The sequence below is a fragment of the Pseudomonas sp. MF08831 genome (genome assembly GCF_059862645.1).
In genome coordinates, this window is the sequence record NZ_JCBCUX010000005.1 from 143624 (window position 1) to 161270 (window position 17647).

Consider the following 17647-nt stretch of genomic DNA (forward strand, 5'->3'; position numbering starts at 1 on the left):
AAGCAGTGTGCCGGTCAATGCAGTCGTTGGTTGACACTGCGCTTTCGCGAGCAAGCCCGCTCCCACATTTGGCGCTTCAGAGTTGCCGAGTCGGTGTCACATCCGCTTCATCCCCGCGTGCTTTAGTTGACCTTTTGATACTCAAGAGGGCACCTGCATGAGCCACTTCGATCTCGGCCGTCGCCGCGTGATGCAAGCCGTCGGCGCCGGCCTGCTGCTGCCGGGCCTGGCGCCGGCGGTGATCGCGTCGGTCAAGGACCGGCCGCAACTCACCGATGGCGTGCAGTCCGGCGACCTGCTGGGCGACCGCGCGATGATCTGGAGCCGCAGCGACCGCCCGGCCAAGATGGTGGTGGAATGGGACACCCGCAGCGTGTTCAGCAACCCGCGAAAATTCATCTCGCCACTGGCCGACAGCCGCACCGACTTTACCGCCCGCGTCGAACTCACCGGGTTACCGGTCGACCAGGCGATCTTTTACCGCGTGCATTTTGAAGACGCCCAGACCGGCGTCGCCAGTGAGCCGTGGTTCGGCCACCTGCGCAGCGTGCCGCAACAACGCCGTGACATCCGTTTTGTGTGGAGCGGCGACACCGTCGGCCAGGGCTTTGGTATCAACCCGGACATTGGCGGCATGCGCATCTACGAAGCGATGCGCCTGCGCCTGCCGGACTTCTTTATTCACAGCGGCGACACCATCTACGCCGACGGCCCGGTGCCGGCGCAGTTGAGCGTTGAAGACGGGCGCATCTGGCGCAACATCACCACCGAAGCCAAGAGCAAAGTCGCCGAAACCCTGGATGAGTACCGCGGCAATTACCGCTACAACCTGCTCGACGAAAACGTGCGCCGCTTCAACGCCGAGGTGCCGCAGATCTGGCAGTGGGACGATCACGAGGTGGTGAATAACTGGTCGCCGAGCAAGCAACTCGATGAGCGCTATCAGACCAGGGACATCAACACGTTGGTCGGCCGCGCACGTCAGGCCTGGCTGGAGTATTCACCGATGCGTCGGCAAAGCGCCGATGGCGGTGGGCGGATCTATCGCAAGCTCAGTTACGGCCCGTTGCTGGATGTGTTCGTACTGGACATGCGCAGTTACCGTGGCCCCAACGACGACAACCTGGGAGGCGAAAAACCGTTCATGGGCCGTGAGCAACTGGACTGGCTCAAGCGCGAACTCAAGGCCTCAACGGCGCAATGGAAGGTCATCGCCGCCGACATGCCCATCGGCCTTGGCGTGCCTGACGGCGAGGTCAGCCCTGGCGTGCCGCGCTGGGAAGCGATTGCCAACGGCGACCCTGGCCCGGCCCAGGGCCGTGAGCTGGAGATTGCCGAACTGTTGGGGTTTTTGCGTGCCCAGCAGGTGCGTAACCATGTGTGGCTGACGGCGGATGTGCACTACTGCGCGGCGCACCATTACCACCCCGACCGGGCGGCGTTTCAGGATTTCGAGCCGTTCTGGGAGTTTGTGGCCGGGCCTTTGAATGCAGGGAGTTTTGGGCCCAACCCGTTGGATAAAACCTTTGGCCCGCAGGTGGTGTTCGAGAAGGCGCCGCCTGCGCAGAACACCTCGCCGCTGGCCGGGTTTCAGTTTTTTGGTGAGGTGCAGATTGATGGGCAGACGGCGGAGTTGACGGTGATTTTGCGCGACTTGGATGGGGTCTCTGTGTTTGAGCAAAAACTGCAGCCGGCCTGATCTGAAATGCACTTAAAAACGGTGGGAGCTGGCTTGCCTGCGATTGCATCACCCTGGTGTCACTGATACACCGAGGTGCCTGCATCGCAGGCAAGCCAGCTCCCACATTTTGATCCTCGGTGTTTATGAGGGCTTAGTACACATCCCGGCGATAGCGCCCTTGCTCGATCAGGCGCTCGACTGCTTCGCTGCCCAGCACCTCATGCAGCACCTGGTCCACGCCCGTCGCCATGCCCTGCAAACTGCCGCAGACATAAATGGCCGCGCCGTCTGCCAGCCATCGACGCAGCACGTCCGCTGACTCGCGCAGGCGATCCTGTACGTAGATTTTTTCTGGCTGGTCGCGTGAAAACGCGAGGTCCAGCAGGGCCAGATCGCCGCTGGCCAGCCAGCCTTGCAGCTCGTCCTGGCACAGGTAGTCGTGGGCGATATTGCGCTCGCCAAACAGCAGCCAGTTGCGCTGCTGACCAGCGGCAATGCGCGCCTTGAGCAAGCTGCGCAGGCCGGCAAGGCCGGTGCCGTTGCCCAAAAGGATCAGTGGCACTGGCGCCTCTGGCAGGTGGAAACCACTGTTGCGACGCAGGCGCAGGCTGATGCTTGAGCCGAGGGCGGCGTGTTCGGTCAGCCAGCCGGAACCCAGGCCCAGGCTGCCGTCGGGGTGACGTTCCTGGCGCACGATCAACTCCAGCACGCCGTCGCTGGCAATCGAGGCGATGGAGTATTCGCGCATGCCCAGGGGCACCAGGGCGTTCACCAGTGCCTGGGCGTGCAGGCCGACCAAGTGCGCGCGGTTGTCCGGCAGTTGGCGGGTGGCCAGGGCTTGGTTGAGGGTTTGCGCAAGGCCGTCGATCAACACGCCGTCGCTGCCGGCCAGGCCCAGGCCGGCAAGGAAGTGTTCGATGGCCCACGGGCAATTGCGCGGCAGTATTTCCACCAGGTCGCCGGCCAGCCAGGTGTGTGACGAAGGCGGTGTGAGGCCGAGCAAGTAAATGTCCGAGCCGACGCTGTCGCGGTTGAGCAGGGTGCGTCGGGTCAGGGTCCAGTTTTCGTACTGGGCGGTCTGCCAGGCGGATGCCGGCGCATGCCCGGTGAGCTGGCCCAGTTGCTGTTGCCAGGTCAGCAGCGCTTCGGTGTCGCCGCTGTCGACTTCCACAGGCGCGAACAACGGGTTGCCGCCTTGATGGGTCAGCCAGAAATGCAGGCGCCGGGCAAAGCCGCAGAAGTGTTCGTACTGGCGGTCACCCAGGGCCAGCACCGAGTAGTTAAGGCCTTTGAGCGACAGGTCCTGGCCGAGCACGCTGCGCTCGAAACCACGGGCGCTGTCGGGCGCTTCGCCGTCGCCGAAGGTGCTGACTACAAACAGTGCATGTTCTGACTCACACAGGTCTTGCTGGCTGACACTGCCCAACGGCTGCACCTTCACCGGCAGGCCGGCGGCCTGTAATTGCCCGGCTGTCTGCCATGCAAGCTGTTCGGCAAAGCCGCTTTGGCTGGCAAAGCCGATCAGCCACGCCGGGGCGTCGCTGTGGTTGGCGCCGAGGCCTTTGCGGGCATCGCGGACCTGGCGTTTTTTGCGGCGGCGGTCGAGGTAGAGCAGCCAGCCGGTAATAAAGAACAGCGGCATGCACAGCGCACTGACGGTCAGGATGATGCGGCCTACCAGCCCGAAGTAGCTGCCGGTGTGCAGTGCGTAGACACTGGTGAGCAATTGCGACTTGAAGGTCTTGCTCGCGTAGCGGTCATGGGACTTGACCTCGCCGGTGGCCGGGTCGAGGTTGATCTGGTTCAGCGCGCGGTCGTGCGGCGATGTTTTGAGCAGGTAATACACAATGGCCGGCTGCCCGGCGACGGCCGGCATACGGATGTTGTAGGCGCTCAAGCCGGGGCCGGCGTTGGCGTAGATGCTGCTCCAGATCGCGTCGTAGTTGGCCACGGGTGCCGGGCCTTCGGGCGGCGGGCCGCGTTTGCGCATGCGTTCATTTTGCGGGGCGTCGGAGAGCAGTTTGGTTACGCCCTGGTTGTACCAGTCATACGACCAATACAGGCCGGTGAGCGCGGCCAATAGGTAAAACAGCAGGCACCAGGTGCCGAACACCGAGTGCAGGTCCCAGTTGAAACTGCGGCCCTTTTTGCGCCAGTCCAGCGTCAGCCAGGCGCGCCAGCTTGCCACCTGGCGCGGCCAGCGCAGGTACAGGCCCGACAGGCAGAAGAACACCAGGATCAGCGTGCAGGCACCGGTGATTTGCCGGCCGGTATCGCCAGCCGCCAGGAAGCGGTGCAGCTGCAAGATGAAACCGAACAGGTCCTGGCCGACGGCGTCGCCCATGTAGTTGCCGGTGTACGGGTCGAAGTAGCGCATCTGGCCACGCCGCTCGCCCGGTGGTGCGGTGAAGAACACGCGCGCGGCGTTGCCGCTGTCGCTTTCTACCCACAACATCGACACGGTCTTGCCTTCGGTGGCCTCCAGCTTGCGCACCAGTTCGGCAGGCGGCAGCACGCCGGCTTCGCGTTTTTCGACGCTTAAGACGGTCGGATTGAGCGCGCGCAGAATTTCATCCTGAAACGAGACCGCAGCCCCGGTGATCCCCATCAATGCCAGCACCAGCCCGGCGGTAATGCCGAAGAACCAGTGCAACTGGAACAGGGTTTTCTTCAACACGTCGGACCGCCTCGCTCATCTGGATATATAAGTCACGGCGCGCATTATGCCGTGGGCTAACGAGAAATATTCTGTTTTACACGCAAAAGCCCCACGCATCCGATGCGTGGGGCTTTGGGCCAGAAGTTGGCCGCGTTTAGAAGTGGAAACTGGTGGTCAACAACGCCGTACGACCGGCCGCCTGGTTGGCGAAGTGCGCCGCGTAAGCTTTGTCGTAGTAGGTCTTGTCGGTCAGGTTTTGCACGTTCAGTTGCAGGTCGACGTTCTTGGTCAGCTTGTAGCTGGCCATGGCGTCGTAGCGCGTGTACGACGGCACGTAAACGGTGTTGGCCGCGTCGCCGTAAACCTGGTCGACGTAGAACGCGCCGCCGCCGATGGTCAGCTTTGGCGTGATGTCATAGGTGGTCCACAGGCTGAAGGTGTTTTTCGGCGTGTTGGGCATTTGGTTGCCCTTGTTGGAACCGGCGGTGACGACACCCTGGCGGTTGCCGTTTTTGCCGGGGTCAACCAGCTCGCTTTTCAGGTAGCTGTAGCCGGCGAACACTTGCCATTGTTCGGTGAGCTTGCCGCTGGCGGACAGTTCGATGCCGTCCACTCGCGATTCGCCCGCGGTTTCGTAGGTGTTGGAGTCCACCAGAATGCGCGTGTTTTTCTTCTCGGTACGGAAGATCGCGCCGGTCAGGGACAGGCGGTTGTGGAACAGGTCCCACTTGGTGCCCAGTTCGTAGTTGACGGTCTCTTCGGGTTTCAGGTCGCTGGTGTTGATGCCGGTGACGAAGCCGTTGGTTTCCTGGCCTTCACCGACCATGCCGCCGGCAGGCGATGCCGAGGTGGCGTAGGAGGTGTAAATGCTGCCGTTCTCCAGCGGCTTCCAGACCAGGCCCGCCTGCCAGTTGAAGAACTGGCTGTCGTCCTTGATTTTGCTGCGCCCCGCGGCGGCGTTGGTGTTGGCTTCGGTGTCGAAGGTGTCGTAGCGCAGGCCGAGGTTCAACAGCCATTTCGGGTCCAGCTCAAGGGTATCGAACACGTAGGCGGCGCGGCTGGTGGCCTTGGTGTTGGTGCCGTAGTAGTTGCGCGCGACGCTGCCGGTCCAGGCGTCATCCGGCGTCGGGTTGCTCAGCGAGGTGCACTGCCCGCCCAGGCTGCCTTTGGCCACGGTGCAGGTCGGGTTGGCGTTCGGGCTGACCGTGTAGCCGCTGACGCGGGTTTCTTCGCCGGTGAATTCCAGGCCGGTGGAGTACGAGTGCTTCATGCCCGCCAGTTGGAAACTGCCGAACAGGTCGGTTTGGTTGGTGGTGGTGTCGGTGGTCGACACTCGCGTGTTGGCACGGCGCCACACGGTGCCGAAACGGCTGACGTTGCGCTGGCTGTCGTCCGGCTGAGTGAGCACGTAGTCCTGGCCGGTGCTGCCATGGCGCAGGGTGTTTTTCAGCGTCATGTCGTCGTTCAGGTCGTGCTCGATGGAGAACGTGCTGATATCGGCGCGGGTCTTGCGGAAGTCGCGGTCTTTCAAGCCGTAGAAGTTGTTGCTGTCGCCGCCATCGGTGGGTTTGTCGTGCCCGTGGGCAGTGGCGGTCGGCGAGCTGTAGCCGTAGGGAATGCCCGAGTCCGGCAGGTCGTTGCTTTCCATGTGGTAGTAGCTGAAGTTGACGCGCGTCGGCGTGCCCAGGCCGAAGGTCAGCGACGGCGCTACACCCCAGCGGTCATAGTCGATGACATCGCGGCCAGCCACGTTCTGCTCGTGGCTCATCAGGTTCAAGCGGAACGCGGCGTTGTCGAGGAACTGGCGGTTCACGTCGAGCACGTAGCGGCGGGTCTGGTCGGAGCCGTAGGTGAAACCACCGTTGGTGAAGTCGCGCGCCTGTGGCGTTTTACTCACCAGGTTGATGCTGCCGCCAGCCGAACCCCGACCGCCAAACGAGGAGTTCGGGCCTTTGCTGACTTCAATCGATTCGATGTCGAAGATCTCGCGGCTCTGGCCGCCGGTGTCGCGCACGCCGTCCAGGTAAGTGTCGCCCTGGGCATCAAAACCGCGAATGAACGGACGGTCGCCCTGAGGGTTGCCGCCTTCACCGGCACCGAAAGTAATGCCCGGTACAGTGCGCAAGGCGTCCTGCAACGAGGTGGCGGCGGTGTCCTTGAGCACTTGTTGCGGCACCACGGTCACCGAGCGCGGGGTGTCTACCAGTGGCGCGGTGTACTTTTGCGAAGCGGCTTTTTCCACCTGGTAGGACGTGTTGTCCTGCTCCTGGCCGGTAATACTGGTGGCGCCCAGGGAGATGCTGTTGCGCTCGCCTTTGTGTTCGGTGCTTTCGGCCGCTTGCGCCAATTGGGCGGCAGAGCTGGCGCTGAGTGCGACGCCGATGGCCGAAGCCAGCATGCGTGGTGAACTGGCTGATGTTTTTAGCAGTGTGCGCGACATTGACGTGTCCCTTCCCCAAGGTTGTAAGGCCGCGGAATATAGGGTCAACAAGAGTTTCTATCAATTGCGATACATTACTATTCGCACTGAATTTACATTCTTTACACTTTTTGCTTACGGTTTTTACGAACTCGTTCGTCTCCCGCGTTTTACAGGGCGGATAAGAATCAATACCATTGGCGCCTCTCTGCCTTCAGGTACCGCCCCATGCTGCTGCACATTCCCGGCCTGTTCTCTCGCGAGGAGGTGCTGCGCATTCGCCAAGCCTTGGAAAACACCGAGTGGGCCGACGGTAAAATCACCGCCGGGCATCAGTCCGCCAAAGCCAAACACAACCTGCAATTGCCCGAGGGCCACCCGCTGGCCAAGGAAATTGGCGCGGCGATGCTCGAGCGTTTGTGGAAAAACCCGCTGTTTATGTCAGCGGCGTTACCGCACAAGGTCTTCCCGCCTTTGCTCAATTGCTACACGGCCGGTGGCAGTTTCGACTTCCACATCGACAACGCCGTGCGCCAGGCGCGGGGCAGCCATGAACGGGTCCGGACCGATCTGTCGTCCACGCTGTTTTTCAGTGATCCGGATGAATACGACGGTGGCGAGCTGGAGATCCAGGACACCTTTGGTCTGCAGCGGGTCAAACTGCCGGCCGGCGACATGGTGCTGTACCCAGGTTCGAGCCTGCACAAAGTCAACGCCGTAACCCGTGGCGCGCGTTACGCTTCGTTCTTCTGGACCCAAAGCCTGGTGCGTGAAGACAGCCAGCGCACCTTGCTGTTCGAGATGGACGGCGCCATCCAGCAACTGACCCGCGATGTTCCTGACCATCCAGCGCTGATCCAGCTCACCGGCACGTACCACAACCTGTTGCGCCGCTGGGTCGAGGTCTGACGTGGGCTTTTTATTGCGCCGTGAAGAAGTGCTCAACGTCGAGCAACTGCAAAGCATGCTCGACGATTCCCCGGTGCGCGCCGCCCAGGCTATTTTGATGGCAGCCAAGGCGGGCGTGGTTGATGCCCAGGCCTTGCTGGGACAAATCCTGCTGGAAGGGCGCGGCATTGCGCGCGATGAAGCGCTGGCGCTGCGCTGGTCCCAGATCGCCGCCAACGGCGGGCAGTTGATGGCACGCAATATGGCCGGGCGTTGCCTGGAACATGGCTGGGGCTGCGCCGTAGATGAGGTGGCAGCTGCGCGGGAGTATCGCCTGGCGGCAGAGGCCGGGTTGGACTGGGGCCAATACAACTATGCCAACCTGCTGGCCACCGGTCGTGGTGTCGACGAAGACCGACCGCAAGCGCTGGGGTTTTATCGGCTGGCTGCAGAGCAGGGCCACGCCAAGTCGATGAACCTTGTGGGGCGTTATTTGGAAGACGGCCACTATTGCCCGAGGGATTTTGAGGCGGCCGTCGAGTGGTATCGGCGCTCAGCCGAAGGCGGGGATTTTCGCGGGCAGTTCAGTTATGCCGCGATATTGGCTGACCGAGGCCGAATCGACGAGGCATTGGCGGGGCTGCGCAAGGCGCTGGCGGGCGGCAATCTGAAGTTTTTGCGAACGGCCCACGCTGCGTTGGCCGCAGCCACTGACCCACAGATTCGTGCAATGGCCGAGGCCTACCAACAGCGCGCCGCGAGCCTTTGCTAACCGATAAAAAAACCCATGACATGTCATGGGTTTTTTGTGTGCGAATTGCTTACACGTAGTAAGACTTCAACGGTGGGAAGCCATTGAATTCCACGGCGCTGTAGCTGGTGGTGTACGCACCGGTCGACAGCCAGTACAAACGGTCACCAATCGCCAGGTTCAGCGGCAGGCCGTACTTGTAGTTCTCGTACATGATGTCGGCGCTGTCGCAGGTAGGGCCGGCGATGACCACTTCTTCCATCTCGCCTTTCTTCTCGGTCCAGATCGGAAACTTGATGGCTTCGTCCATGGTTTCGATCAGGCCGGAGAATTTGCCCACGTCGGTGTATACCCAACGCTCGACGGCGGTGCGGGATTTACGCGCAACCAACACCACTTCGCTGACCAGGATGCCGGCGTTGGCGATCAACGAACGGCCCGGCTCCAGGATGATTTCCGGCAGGTCGTCGCCGAAATCTTCCTTGAGGAAGCGGATGATTTCTTCGGCGTAGGTTTCCAGGCTGTTGGTGCGGGTGATGTAGTTGGCCGGGAAGCCACCGCCCATGTTGATCAGCTTGAGGTGGATGCCGTCTTCTTCCTTCAGGCGTTCGAAGATCACTTTGACCTTGGCAATCGCCGCGTCCCACACGCTGATGTCGCGCTGCTGCGAGCCGACGTGGAAAGAGATGCCGTATGGCACCAGGCCCAGGTCACGGGCGAGGATCAGCAGGTCCATGGCCATGTCGGTCTGGCAGCCGAATTTGCGCGACAAAGGCCAGTCAGCCGTGGTCGAGCCTTCGGTGAGGATACGCACATAGACTTTCGAGCCCGGCGCGGCCTTGGCGATGTTGCGCAGGTCGGCTTCGGAGTCGGTGGAGAACAGACGCACGCCCTTATCAAAGAAGTAGCGAATGTCCTTGGATTTTTTGATGGTGTTGCCGTAGCTGATACGGTCGGGGCTGACGCCACGGTCCATGACCTTGTCCAGCTCGTAGATCGAGGCGATGTCGAAGCTCGAACCCTTGTCTTTCAACAGGTCGATGATCTCGACGGCAGGGTTGGCCTTGACCGCGTAATAGACTTTGGCGAATTCGAAACCGGCGCGCAGGTCATCGTAGGCCTGGCTGATCATCGCGGTGTCGATCACCACGAACGGGGTTTCTTGCTTGTCGGCGAACGCCTTCATTTTGTCAAAAGTGGCGCGCGCGAAATAATCTTCGACGTTGATCGACATGCTGGGAACTCCTAAGGGCAAACTAATTTGATCAATGGGTGCAAATGAACGTCCTCCGTATCCCCACTTTGGTTCGCCTACTTCCCAAGGCATGTCGCCGAAAGCAAAAAGGCCACGGGAATAACCGCTTCCCTTGGCCTTGCTGTCTCGTCGTCAGTACTTGAGCCGGATGGATCGTTTCCAGCATGGACGTTCGGCGCGAACTTTAGGACGTGAGGGGCCATAGATCAACTAAAAATGTCGCGTTTTTGCACGCGTTCGTCGCAGGACCTCGTGCAGCTACTTATGTAACCGACCGGTGTGACGGATTGATGTTCCCCGGGAGGGCCAAATCGGTGGGATTTCCCTGACTCACCAACGGGCAAATGTGGGAGGGGGCTTGCCCCCGATGGCGGTGTGTCAGTCACTTCATCAGTCACTGATCCACCGCTATCGGGCGCAAGCCCCCTCCCACCTGTTGCGCTGTGTTATTTCAGGTCAGGCCAGCGCAGTCTCGGCAGGGGAAACAATACTGGTCTTGCCCCCACGCGACTTACCGGAACTCAAGTACTCGGCAATCGACTCCTGGGTCACTTCACCGAGGAACACGCGCTCCGCGTCCATCACCGGCAACCACGAGCGGTTGAACTCATACATGCGCGACAACAGGATGCGCAGGTGCTCGTCGTACGCCGCCGTGGCGTTGAACTCGCGCAGGTACTGGCCGCACGTACCGGTCTGACGGTGCAGGTCGCGACGTCGTACATAACCCAGCGCCTTGTTCTCGGCACAGGTGACCACCACGTAGCGACGGTCCGTTTCGTCCATCAGCTCCAGCGCCTCGGCCACCGGGGTTTCCGGGCTCACCGACGGGGCGTTGTCCGCCGCGTCTTCGGCTTTCACCAGCAGCAGGCGCTTGAGGGTGCTGTCCTGGCCGACGAAATTGCTCACGAACTCGTCAGCCGGATGCGCCAGCAGCGTGTCCGGGTGGTCGATCTGCAGCAGCTTGCCGGCACGGAAGATCGCGATCTTGTCGCCCAGCTTGATCGCTTCGTCGATGTCGTGGCTGACCATGATCACGGTCTTGTTCAGCGCGCGCTGCATCTCGAAGAATTCGTTCTGGATCATCTCGCGGTTGATCGGGTCGACCGCGCCGAACGGCTCGTCCATCAGCAGCAGCGGTGCATCGGCCGCCAGCGCACGGATCACACCGATGCGCTGTTGCTGGCCGCCCGACAGTTCACGCGGGTAGCGATGCAGGTATTGCTTGGGTTCCAGCTTGATCATGCTCATCAACTCGCGGGCGCGGTCGTGGCATTTCTGCTTGTCCCAGCCGAGCAGCTTGGGCACCACCACGATGTTTTCCTCGATGGTCATGTTCGGGAACAGGCCGATCTGCTGGATCACGTAACCGATGTTGCGACGCAAGGTCACCTCATCCAGGTCGGTGGTGTCTTCGCCGTTGATCAGGATCTTGCCCGAGGTGGGCTTGATCAGGCGGTTGATCATTTTCAGCGTGGTGCTTTTGCCGCAACCCGATGGGCCGAGGAACACGCAAATCTCGCCTTCATTGACGGTCAGGCTTACGTCGTTCACGGCAGATACGGTTTTGCCGTTGCTTTGAAAAGTCTTGGTCAGGTTTTGAAGTTCGATCATTTGAGCAGTCCTTTTGGAGTCAGCGAGCGTTGCAGCCATTGCAGAAGCAGGTCGGCGAAGATGGCCAGAAGACTGACCAGCACGGCGCCAACGATCAGCATCGACATGTCGCTGCGGCTGATGGAAGCCAGAATAAGTACACCCAGACCACCGGCGCCGATGGTGGCGGCAATGGTCATCACACCAATGTTCATCACCACGGCGGTGCGCACACCGGCGAGGATCACCGGCACGGCGATGGGCAGTTCAACCATGCGCAGGCGCTGGCCGAAGGTCATGCCGATGCCTTTGGCGGCTTCGCGAATGCCCGGTTCCACGCCCGTCAGGGCCAGGTAGGTGTTACGCATGATCGGCAGCAGCGAGTAGAGGAACACCGCGGTGATCGCCGGCATTGGCCCCAGGCCCTGGCCGAACTTGGAGTAGAAGGGCAGCAGCAGGCCGAACAGCGCGATCGACGGCACGGTCAGCAGCACGGTGGCGCTGGCTTGCAGCGGGCCGGCCAGGGTCGGGAAGCGCGTCATCAACACGCCCAGCGGCACGCCCACGACGATTGCCAGAATGACGGCAATGCCGACCAGGGTGATGTGCTGCCAGGTCAGGTGCAGGACCTGGGCCCAATCAAGATGGGAAAAGGCGTTCAGAAATTCCATGTCTTCTCCTCTTATTGGCTGATGGGATGTTGGCGCAGGAAGTCTGCGGCCACGGCGGACGGGCTTTCATGGTCAACGTCGACCCGCGCGTTCAGCTGGCGCATGGTTGCGTCGTCGAACAGCGCGGCCAGTGGTTTCAGGTCGGCGGCCAGTTCAGGGTGAGCGTTGAGATAATCCTGACGCACCACCGGCGCGGCGGTGTAGTCCGGGAAGTAGTGTTTGTCGTCTTCCAGCAGCTTCAATTTGAAGGCGTTCAGGCGACCGTCGGTTGTGTAGACCAACCCGGCAAACACCTGGCCATTACGCAGCGCGGTGTAGACCAGGCCGGCGTCCATCTGCCGGGTGTTTTTGCGCGTGAGGTTCATGTCATACAGCTTGACCATGCCGGCCATGCCGTCGGAACGGTTGGCGAACTCGGTGTCCAGGGCCACCAGGCGCGTGCCTTTGGTTTTCTCGGCCAGGGCTTGGGTCAGGTCGCTGATGCTGTTGATCTGCGGGAATTCCTTGGCCACGTTTTCCGGCAACGCCAATGCGTAGGTGTTGCTGAATTTCGACGGGGAGAGCCAGACCAGGCCTTTTTTCGCATCGAGTTCTTTAACTCGGGCGTAGGACTGTTCGCTGTCGAGTTTCTCGTCCACATGGTTGTAGGCCACCAGCGACACGCCGGTGTATTCCCAGATCAGGTCCAGCTGCCCGCTTTCCTGGGCACTGCGCGCCAGGTTGCTGCCTAGGCCGCCGGTCACGCGGGTGTCGTAACCCTTGGTGCGCAGGTACTGGGAGGTGATTTCGGCGAGCAGCGTCTGTTCAGTGAACACGCGGGCGCCGATGCGGATGACGGGTTTTTCGGCGGCTTGCGCAACACCTGCCAACAGCAGGACGCAGCCTAATATCAAGCTTAACTTTTTCATGTCGATTCCTTTGCCAAGCCTTAAGACGGACGCAACCCGCGTTCCAGCCAGAGGCGGCTGGCCATGGTCACCAGACCGTCAAGCAGCAATGCCAGCAGCGCGGTGCACGCGGCGCCGAGCAGCAGTTGCGGCTGATTGTTCAGGGCGATGCCGGGGAAGATCAGGCTGCCCAGGCTGTTGGCACCAATCAGGAACGCCAGCGGTGCGGTGCCGACGTTGATCGCCAGGGCCACGCGCACACCGCCGATGATGATCGGCACGGCGTTGGGCAATTCCACGCGAAACAGCACCTGGCGCGGCGTCATGCCGATGCCGGTGGCGGCTTCTTTCAACGAGCCTTGAACGTTTTTGAGGCCTTCGTAGGTGTTGCGCACAATGGGCAGCAACGAGGCGAGGAACAACGCGAAGATGGCCGGGCCACTGCCGATGCCGAGGACGCCGAGGGCGATGGCCAGTACGGCCAGGGGCGGGACGGTGTTGCCGATGTTGAAGATCTGCATGAAGCGTTCTGCGCGCCCGACCATGTTCGGTCGGCTGAGCAGGATACCGGCGGGGATGCCTACAACGAGGGCGGCCAGCATGGAGACAAGAACGAGGATCAGGTGTGCTTGCAGGTAAAACAACAAATCGTCGCGGTACAGTTCGATCGTGTTGATGCCGATCCAGTGGACCAGCAGGGCCAGGAGAGCGACGACAACCGCTCCTCCTATCAGCCCTTTGCCATAGCGAATAGCCACAGGCGGACTCCTTTTTTTCTTCTGTCGGCGTCCACATTTCCGAGCGGCAATGCCATTCCTGGCTGTCGGCGAATGTGGTCGCGAAATGCAGCTTGCCAATGCCGGTTAGACGGCATGAGGTCAAGCCATGAGCGCAGCCTCGTCAGGCTAACTTGCTGATTTTTCAGCCCCTGGTACGAGTGCGGTAGCAGGGGAGTGGACGTCTCGACCTTTTAAAAGGTTCCACACTTGGCAGCATTTAGCCACCCCCAATCGGGTGAACGGTGGTCTGGCTCCCTGGGTTTGCGCTATACTCGCCGCCCTTTTTTGACTCACCTGCCAGGCGATTTCCCATGACCCACCAGGCCGCCGAAGTCGCGAAACGCCGCACTTTCGCCATTATTTCCCACCCCGATGCCGGTAAAACCACCATCACCGAGAAGCTCCTGCTGATGGGCAAGGCAATCGCAGTGGCCGGCACGGTGAAATCCCGCAAATCGGACCGCCATGCCACCTCCGACTGGATGGAAATGGAAAAACAACGGGGTATTTCCATTACCACGTCGGTCATGCAGTTCCCGTATCGCGACCACATGGTCAACCTGCTCGACACCCCGGGCCACGAAGACTTCTCCGAAGATACCTACCGCACCCTGACGGCGGTGGACTCGGCCTTGATGGTCCTCGACGGCGGTAAGGGCGTTGAGCCACGTACCATCGCGCTGATGGACGTGTGCCGCCTGCGAGACACGCCGATCGTCAGCTTCATCAACAAACTCGACCGCGATATTCGCGACCCGATCGAATTGCTCGATGAAATCGAAGCCGTCCTGAAGATCAAGGCTGCGCCGATCACCTGGCCGATCGGTTGCTACCGCGACTTCAAGGGTGTGTACCACCTGGCCGACGACTACATCATTGTCTACACCGCCGGCCACGGCCACGAGCGCACCGATGTGAAAATCATCGAGAAGCTCGACTCCGACGAAGCCCGCGCCCACCTGGGTGACGAGTACGACCGCTTCGTCGATCAACTGGAACTGGTGCAGGGCGCCTGCCACGCGTTCAACCAGCAGGAATTCCTCGACGGCCAACTGACGCCGGTGTTCTTCGGTACGGCGTTGGGCAACTTCGGTGTCGACCACGTACTCGACGCCGTCGTGAACTGGGCGCCGAAACCTTTGGCCCGGGTTGCCAATGAGCGCACGGTGGAACCGGTTGAAGAAAAATTCACCGGCTTTGTGTTCAAGATCCAGGCGAACATGGACCCCAAGCACCGCGACCGTATCGCCTTCATGCGTATCTGCTCCGGCAAATACGAAAAAGGCATGAAGATGCGCCACGTGCGCACCGGCAAGGACCTGCGCATCGGCGATGCCCTGACGTTCTTCTCCTCCGAGCGTGAACAGCTCGAAGAAGCCTACGCCGGCGACATCATTGGCTTGCACAACCACGGCACCATCCAGATCGGCGACACCTTCACCGAGGGCGAAGTGCTGGGCTTCACCGGTATCCCGCACTTCGCCCCGGAACTGTTCCGCCGCGTACGCCTGCGCGACCCGCTCAAATCCAAGCAACTGCGCCAGGGCCTGCAGCAACTGGCGGAAGAGGGCGCCACCCAGGTGTTCTTCCCCGAGCGCAGCAACGACATCATCCTCGGTGCCGTCGGCGTGCTGCAGTTCGATGTGGTCGCCAGCCGCCTGAAAGAGGAATACAAGGTCGAATGCTCCTACGAGCCAATCACCGTGTACTCCGCGCGCTGGATCGATTGCAGCGATAAGAAGAAGCTGGAAGAGTTCTCCAACAAGGCTGTGGAAAACCTGGCAGTGGACGGCGGTGGTCACCTGACCTACCTGGCCCCGACCCGGGTGAACCTGGCGTTGATGGAAGAGCGCTGGCCGGATGTGAAATTCCGCGCGACCCGTGAGCACCATTAAGGTCTGAGCGGCACAAAAAGGGCGAAGCTGTCATGGCTTCGCCCTTTTTTGTGGGCGCCGATATTCTAAGTGTGGGAGCGGGCTTGCTCGCGAATGCGGTGTATCAGTCAACATATTCAGTGACTGACACCGCATTCGCGAGCAAGCCCGCTCCCACATTTTGATCTCCACAAGGCGATGAATTGGCGAGATATCCGCATCCGGTCTAGCGTTTCAAATAATTCACCCATTCACCGACGGATCTGGAGGCTACCTTGCGTATAACTCAACGGGCTATCTGGTTGGTGCTTTTTGGCACCCTGGGTGTGTCCACCGCCTTGGCATGCACCTCGGCGCTGGCCGACACCGGCACGCCCCAATGGAAAGACACCGGCCCGGTGACCAAGAAAAAGCAGAACGAGGTCAACTCCGGCAGTTGGCAACCCCAAGCCCAACCCGCGCCTAAGGAGGATGCTGAAAACCCCTATAACGAAGGAGAGGACAGCGACACCTACGACGATGGCGATACCTGAAGCCTGGCGCAAACCCGGCATTGGGACTAGCTTCTAACCTGGCGACGGTAAAACGCTGTCGTGCAGGATTCATCTACTGACTGGACGGAAATCGACCATGAGTATTTTTCAACGTGTAGTGCTGTTGATAAAAGTGCTGGTGCTGTTGTCGTTGGGGATGTCGACGGCCTGGGCGCATAACCCGGTGCAGGGCAGTCAGACGGGCTTTTCGGCGGTGCAGACAGCGCAGGGCAAGGGACTGCAACTGGCCAAGTCGGAAGCCGAGCCAGGCGATGAGGACCAAGGCGGTTCCAAGGATGATGACGACCAGCAAGCCCCGGATGACGATGATGGCGATCAAGGTGACAGCGATACCTGAGTCGGCCTGAAGCACAGTCCATCCCGTCAGGTATGCACCGCCTGACGGGAGGGCTGTATACCGTTAAACCCGCTCCCTTTGAATCATGCGATATCGTTGAAGTAGTCGCTGTTCACTATCTTGTCTATTGAAAGTCCCTGTCCTGGCAGGTAATCGGTACTGCTCGCTGCGGTGAATTTCATATCACTGCTGCCCTTGGTAATGCTGCGTTCACCGGCTGTAGACGTACGGGTGGTGTAAACCGTATTTCGCATCGCCACGTACCCGCTCAAATCATTATTCATTTTGGTAAGACGGTCATTAATCTGGCCGGGCGTGAGGTTGAGTTTCTTTTCCAGGCGCACCCCCCATCGCGTCAGGCAAGTTTCTGCAAAGTGACGAACAATCTCGCCGGGTTCGGCATATACCTTTGCACCCTGGTTTCCGTCGGGGGCTGCATTACCCACCAAGGTCGCGTGGCGCCCGGGCATTGGATAGATATGAACATGGGTGTTTGTATCAAAGGCGGGTACGACACACGCGAATCCGGAGGATCGCTCGTCCCTGGCGTAAAAACCGACGTACTCTTTAACATTGCTGCCGAGCGTTACTCGACTGCTCTGGAAGTTCAAGAGCCCGGGAACCGGGTCGACAGCGAAGATATTGACCGGCACATTCTTCAAGACGCTGTCATTGAGCATGGCATTGGCCAGCATGTGGCAGCTGATCCCGCCGCGGCTCCAACCGACCAGGTTGACGCGCGTGGGAATGATCCCGTCTTTTCGAAAGGTCTTGATGATCTGCTCTTGCAACTGCTGCTGCGTTACTTTGCGCGTACCGTAATCGTAAGTGCGCCAATACCAACTGCCGGTGACTTTGACGTCTTCAATTGGAATGCCGGCTTTTTGCAGTTGGGTGTAGTTTTCCTCAGTCAGTTTTTCGCGCTGCCAGGTAAACGTGCCCTTCATGATGTTAACCGCGTGAGCCACATTTTCTTCCCAGCCAGAGCCCAGGGCGGTGCCCTTTAACTGAAGATAATTGCCAGACTCGGAGAACATTTCATCGGCTTGCAAGTTGCCGCTGCCGGGGCCGTCGATAACGATCCATTCGGCAAACTCCTTACTGACGCTTTGAGTGTTTTGCGCCAGCGTGGAAATCAACTCACCGTTCCAATAACTGGCGTGAGTATCGTCAAACTTGGTTGAGCCAGTGCCGCAGAAAAAAACAGTGAATGTTGTCATGAGCGATTACCCGTCCATTGGATAAAGGGGGTGAGCTGATAACAATGCAAAAGGCCGTGGCTGGCTACTGTGAGAACTG

The 17647-nt window shown here is 60.4% G+C and carries 14 protein-coding genes; 6 read left to right on the forward strand and 8 right to left on the reverse strand.

Features of this window, described 5'->3' with window-relative positions:
* The first annotated feature begins 157 nt into the window (after nt 1–157).
* A complete protein-coding gene (locus AC19YS_RS12460) occupies nt 158–1699 on the forward strand; it encodes an alkaline phosphatase D family protein (protein WP_179678200.1) in 1542 nt (513 codons plus the stop codon).
* Nucleotides 1700–1832: 133 nt separating this feature from the next.
* On the opposite strand, the gene AC19YS_RS12465 is transcribed toward AC19YS_RS12460, so the two are convergent.
* Both AC19YS_RS12465 and AC19YS_RS12470 read right to left on the reverse strand, forming a co-directional pair.
* Complete coding sequence (locus AC19YS_RS12465; protein ID WP_500601833.1) at nt 1833–4358, reverse strand: PepSY domain-containing protein; 2526 nt, start codon at nt 4356–4358, stop codon at nt 1833–1835.
* Nucleotides 4359–4494: 136 nt separating this feature from the next.
* On the reverse strand, nt 4495–6780 hold the full coding sequence (locus tag AC19YS_RS12470; RefSeq protein WP_179678198.1) for a TonB-dependent siderophore receptor: 2286 nt from the start codon (nt 6778–6780) through the stop codon (nt 4495–4497).
* Nucleotides 6781–6987: 207 nt separating this feature from the next.
* Between AC19YS_RS12470 and AC19YS_RS12475 the strand changes: the two genes are divergently transcribed.
* Complete coding sequence (locus AC19YS_RS12475) at nt 6988–7668, forward strand: Fe2+-dependent dioxygenase (protein ID WP_106578624.1); 681 nt, start codon at nt 6988–6990, stop codon at nt 7666–7668.
* Between the two features lies 1 nt (nt 7669).
* Nucleotides 7670–8419: a tetratricopeptide repeat protein gene (locus AC19YS_RS12480; RefSeq protein WP_500601835.1), complete on the forward strand. Its 750-nt coding sequence runs from the start codon at nt 7670–7672 to the stop codon at nt 8417–8419.
* 49 nt (nt 8420–8468) lie between these two features.
* On the opposite strand, the gene AC19YS_RS12485 is transcribed toward AC19YS_RS12480, so the two are convergent.
* The 5 genes from AC19YS_RS12485 to AC19YS_RS12505 all read right to left on the reverse strand — a co-directional run bounded on the left by AC19YS_RS12485 (nt 8469) and on the right by AC19YS_RS12505 (nt 13562).
* Nucleotides 8469–9632 carry a type III PLP-dependent enzyme gene (locus tag AC19YS_RS12485; RefSeq protein WP_017138295.1) on the reverse strand — a complete coding sequence of 388 codons (1164 nt, stop codon included), beginning with the start codon at nt 9630–9632 and terminating at the stop codon, nt 8469–8471.
* A gap of 477 nt (nt 9633–10109) precedes the next feature.
* Nucleotides 10110–11267, reverse strand: a complete 1158-nt coding sequence (locus tag AC19YS_RS12490; RefSeq protein WP_053131666.1) for an osmoprotectant ABC transporter ATP-binding protein OsmV — start codon at nt 11265–11267, stop codon at nt 10110–10112.
* Nucleotides 11264–11917 (reverse strand): ABC transporter permease, encoded by a 654-nt coding sequence (locus AC19YS_RS12495; protein ID WP_027604864.1) that lies wholly within the window; start codon nt 11915–11917, stop codon nt 11264–11266. The genes AC19YS_RS12490 and AC19YS_RS12495 overlap by 4 nt, the downstream gene beginning before the upstream one ends.
* Before the next feature lie 11 nt (nt 11918–11928).
* The gene (locus AC19YS_RS12500; protein WP_124416419.1) at nt 11929–12825 is read right to left on the reverse strand and encodes a glycine betaine ABC transporter substrate-binding protein; all 897 of its coding nucleotides are present in this window, start codon (nt 12823–12825) and stop codon (nt 11929–11931) included.
* A gap of 20 nt (nt 12826–12845) precedes the next feature.
* Entirely contained in the window at nt 12846–13562 is a 717-nt protein-coding gene (locus AC19YS_RS12505) for an ABC transporter permease (RefSeq protein WP_025856261.1), read from the reverse strand.
* Nucleotides 13563–13894: 332 nt separating this feature from the next.
* Between AC19YS_RS12505 and AC19YS_RS12510 the strand changes: the two genes are divergently transcribed.
* The 3 genes from AC19YS_RS12510 to AC19YS_RS12520 all read left to right on the forward strand — a co-directional run bounded on the left by AC19YS_RS12510 (nt 13895) and on the right by AC19YS_RS12520 (nt 16348).
* Nucleotides 13895–15478 carry a peptide chain release factor 3 gene (locus AC19YS_RS12510; protein WP_106578627.1) on the forward strand — a complete coding sequence of 528 codons (1584 nt, stop codon included), beginning with the start codon at nt 13895–13897 and terminating at the stop codon, nt 15476–15478.
* A 254-nt stretch (nt 15479–15732) separates the two neighbouring features.
* A complete protein-coding gene (locus tag AC19YS_RS12515; protein WP_106578628.1) occupies nt 15733–15990 on the forward strand; it encodes a hypothetical protein in 258 nt (85 codons plus the stop codon).
* A 97-nt stretch (nt 15991–16087) separates the two neighbouring features.
* Nucleotides 16088–16348 carry a hypothetical protein gene (locus AC19YS_RS12520; RefSeq protein WP_448201582.1) on the forward strand — a complete coding sequence of 87 codons (261 nt, stop codon included), beginning with the start codon at nt 16088–16090 and terminating at the stop codon, nt 16346–16348.
* Nucleotides 16349–16431: 83 nt separating this feature from the next.
* Here the strand turns inward: AC19YS_RS12520 and AC19YS_RS12525 are convergent, their stop codons facing one another.
* A complete protein-coding gene (locus AC19YS_RS12525) occupies nt 16432–17568 on the reverse strand; it encodes a hypothetical protein (protein ID WP_124416421.1) in 1137 nt (378 codons plus the stop codon).
* Nucleotides 17569–17647 lie beyond the last annotated feature (79 nt).

Coding starts and splice junctions, on each gene's coding strand:
- AC19YS_RS12460 (WP_179678200.1), top strand. CDS start 158: ATGAGCCACTTCGATCTCGGCCGTCGCCGCGTGATGCAAGCCGTCGGC.
- AC19YS_RS12470 (WP_179678198.1), bottom strand. CDS start 6,780: ATGTCGCGCACACTGCTAAAAACATCAGCCAGTTCACCACGCATGCTG.
- AC19YS_RS12475 (WP_106578624.1), top strand. CDS start 6,988: ATGCTGCTGCACATTCCCGGCCTGTTCTCTCGCGAGGAGGTGCTGCGC.
- AC19YS_RS12485 (WP_017138295.1), bottom strand. CDS start 9,632: ATGTCGATCAACGTCGAAGATTATTTCGCGCGCGCCACTTTTGACAAA.
- AC19YS_RS12490 (WP_053131666.1), bottom strand. CDS start 11,267: ATGATCGAACTTCAAAACCTGACCAAGACTTTTCAAAGCAACGGCAAA.
- AC19YS_RS12495 (WP_027604864.1), bottom strand. CDS start 11,917: ATGGAATTTCTGAACGCCTTTTCCCATCTTGATTGGGCCCAGGTCCTG.
- AC19YS_RS12500 (WP_124416419.1), bottom strand. CDS start 12,825: ATGAAAAAGTTAAGCTTGATATTAGGCTGCGTCCTGCTGTTGGCAGGT.
- AC19YS_RS12510 (WP_106578627.1), top strand. CDS start 13,895: ATGACCCACCAGGCCGCCGAAGTCGCGAAACGCCGCACTTTCGCCATT.
- AC19YS_RS12520 (WP_448201582.1), top strand. CDS start 16,088: ATGAGTATTTTTCAACGTGTAGTGCTGTTGATAAAAGTGCTGGTGCTG.
- AC19YS_RS12525 (WP_124416421.1), bottom strand. CDS start 17,568: ATGACAACATTCACTGTTTTTTTCTGCGGCACTGGCTCAACCAAGTTT.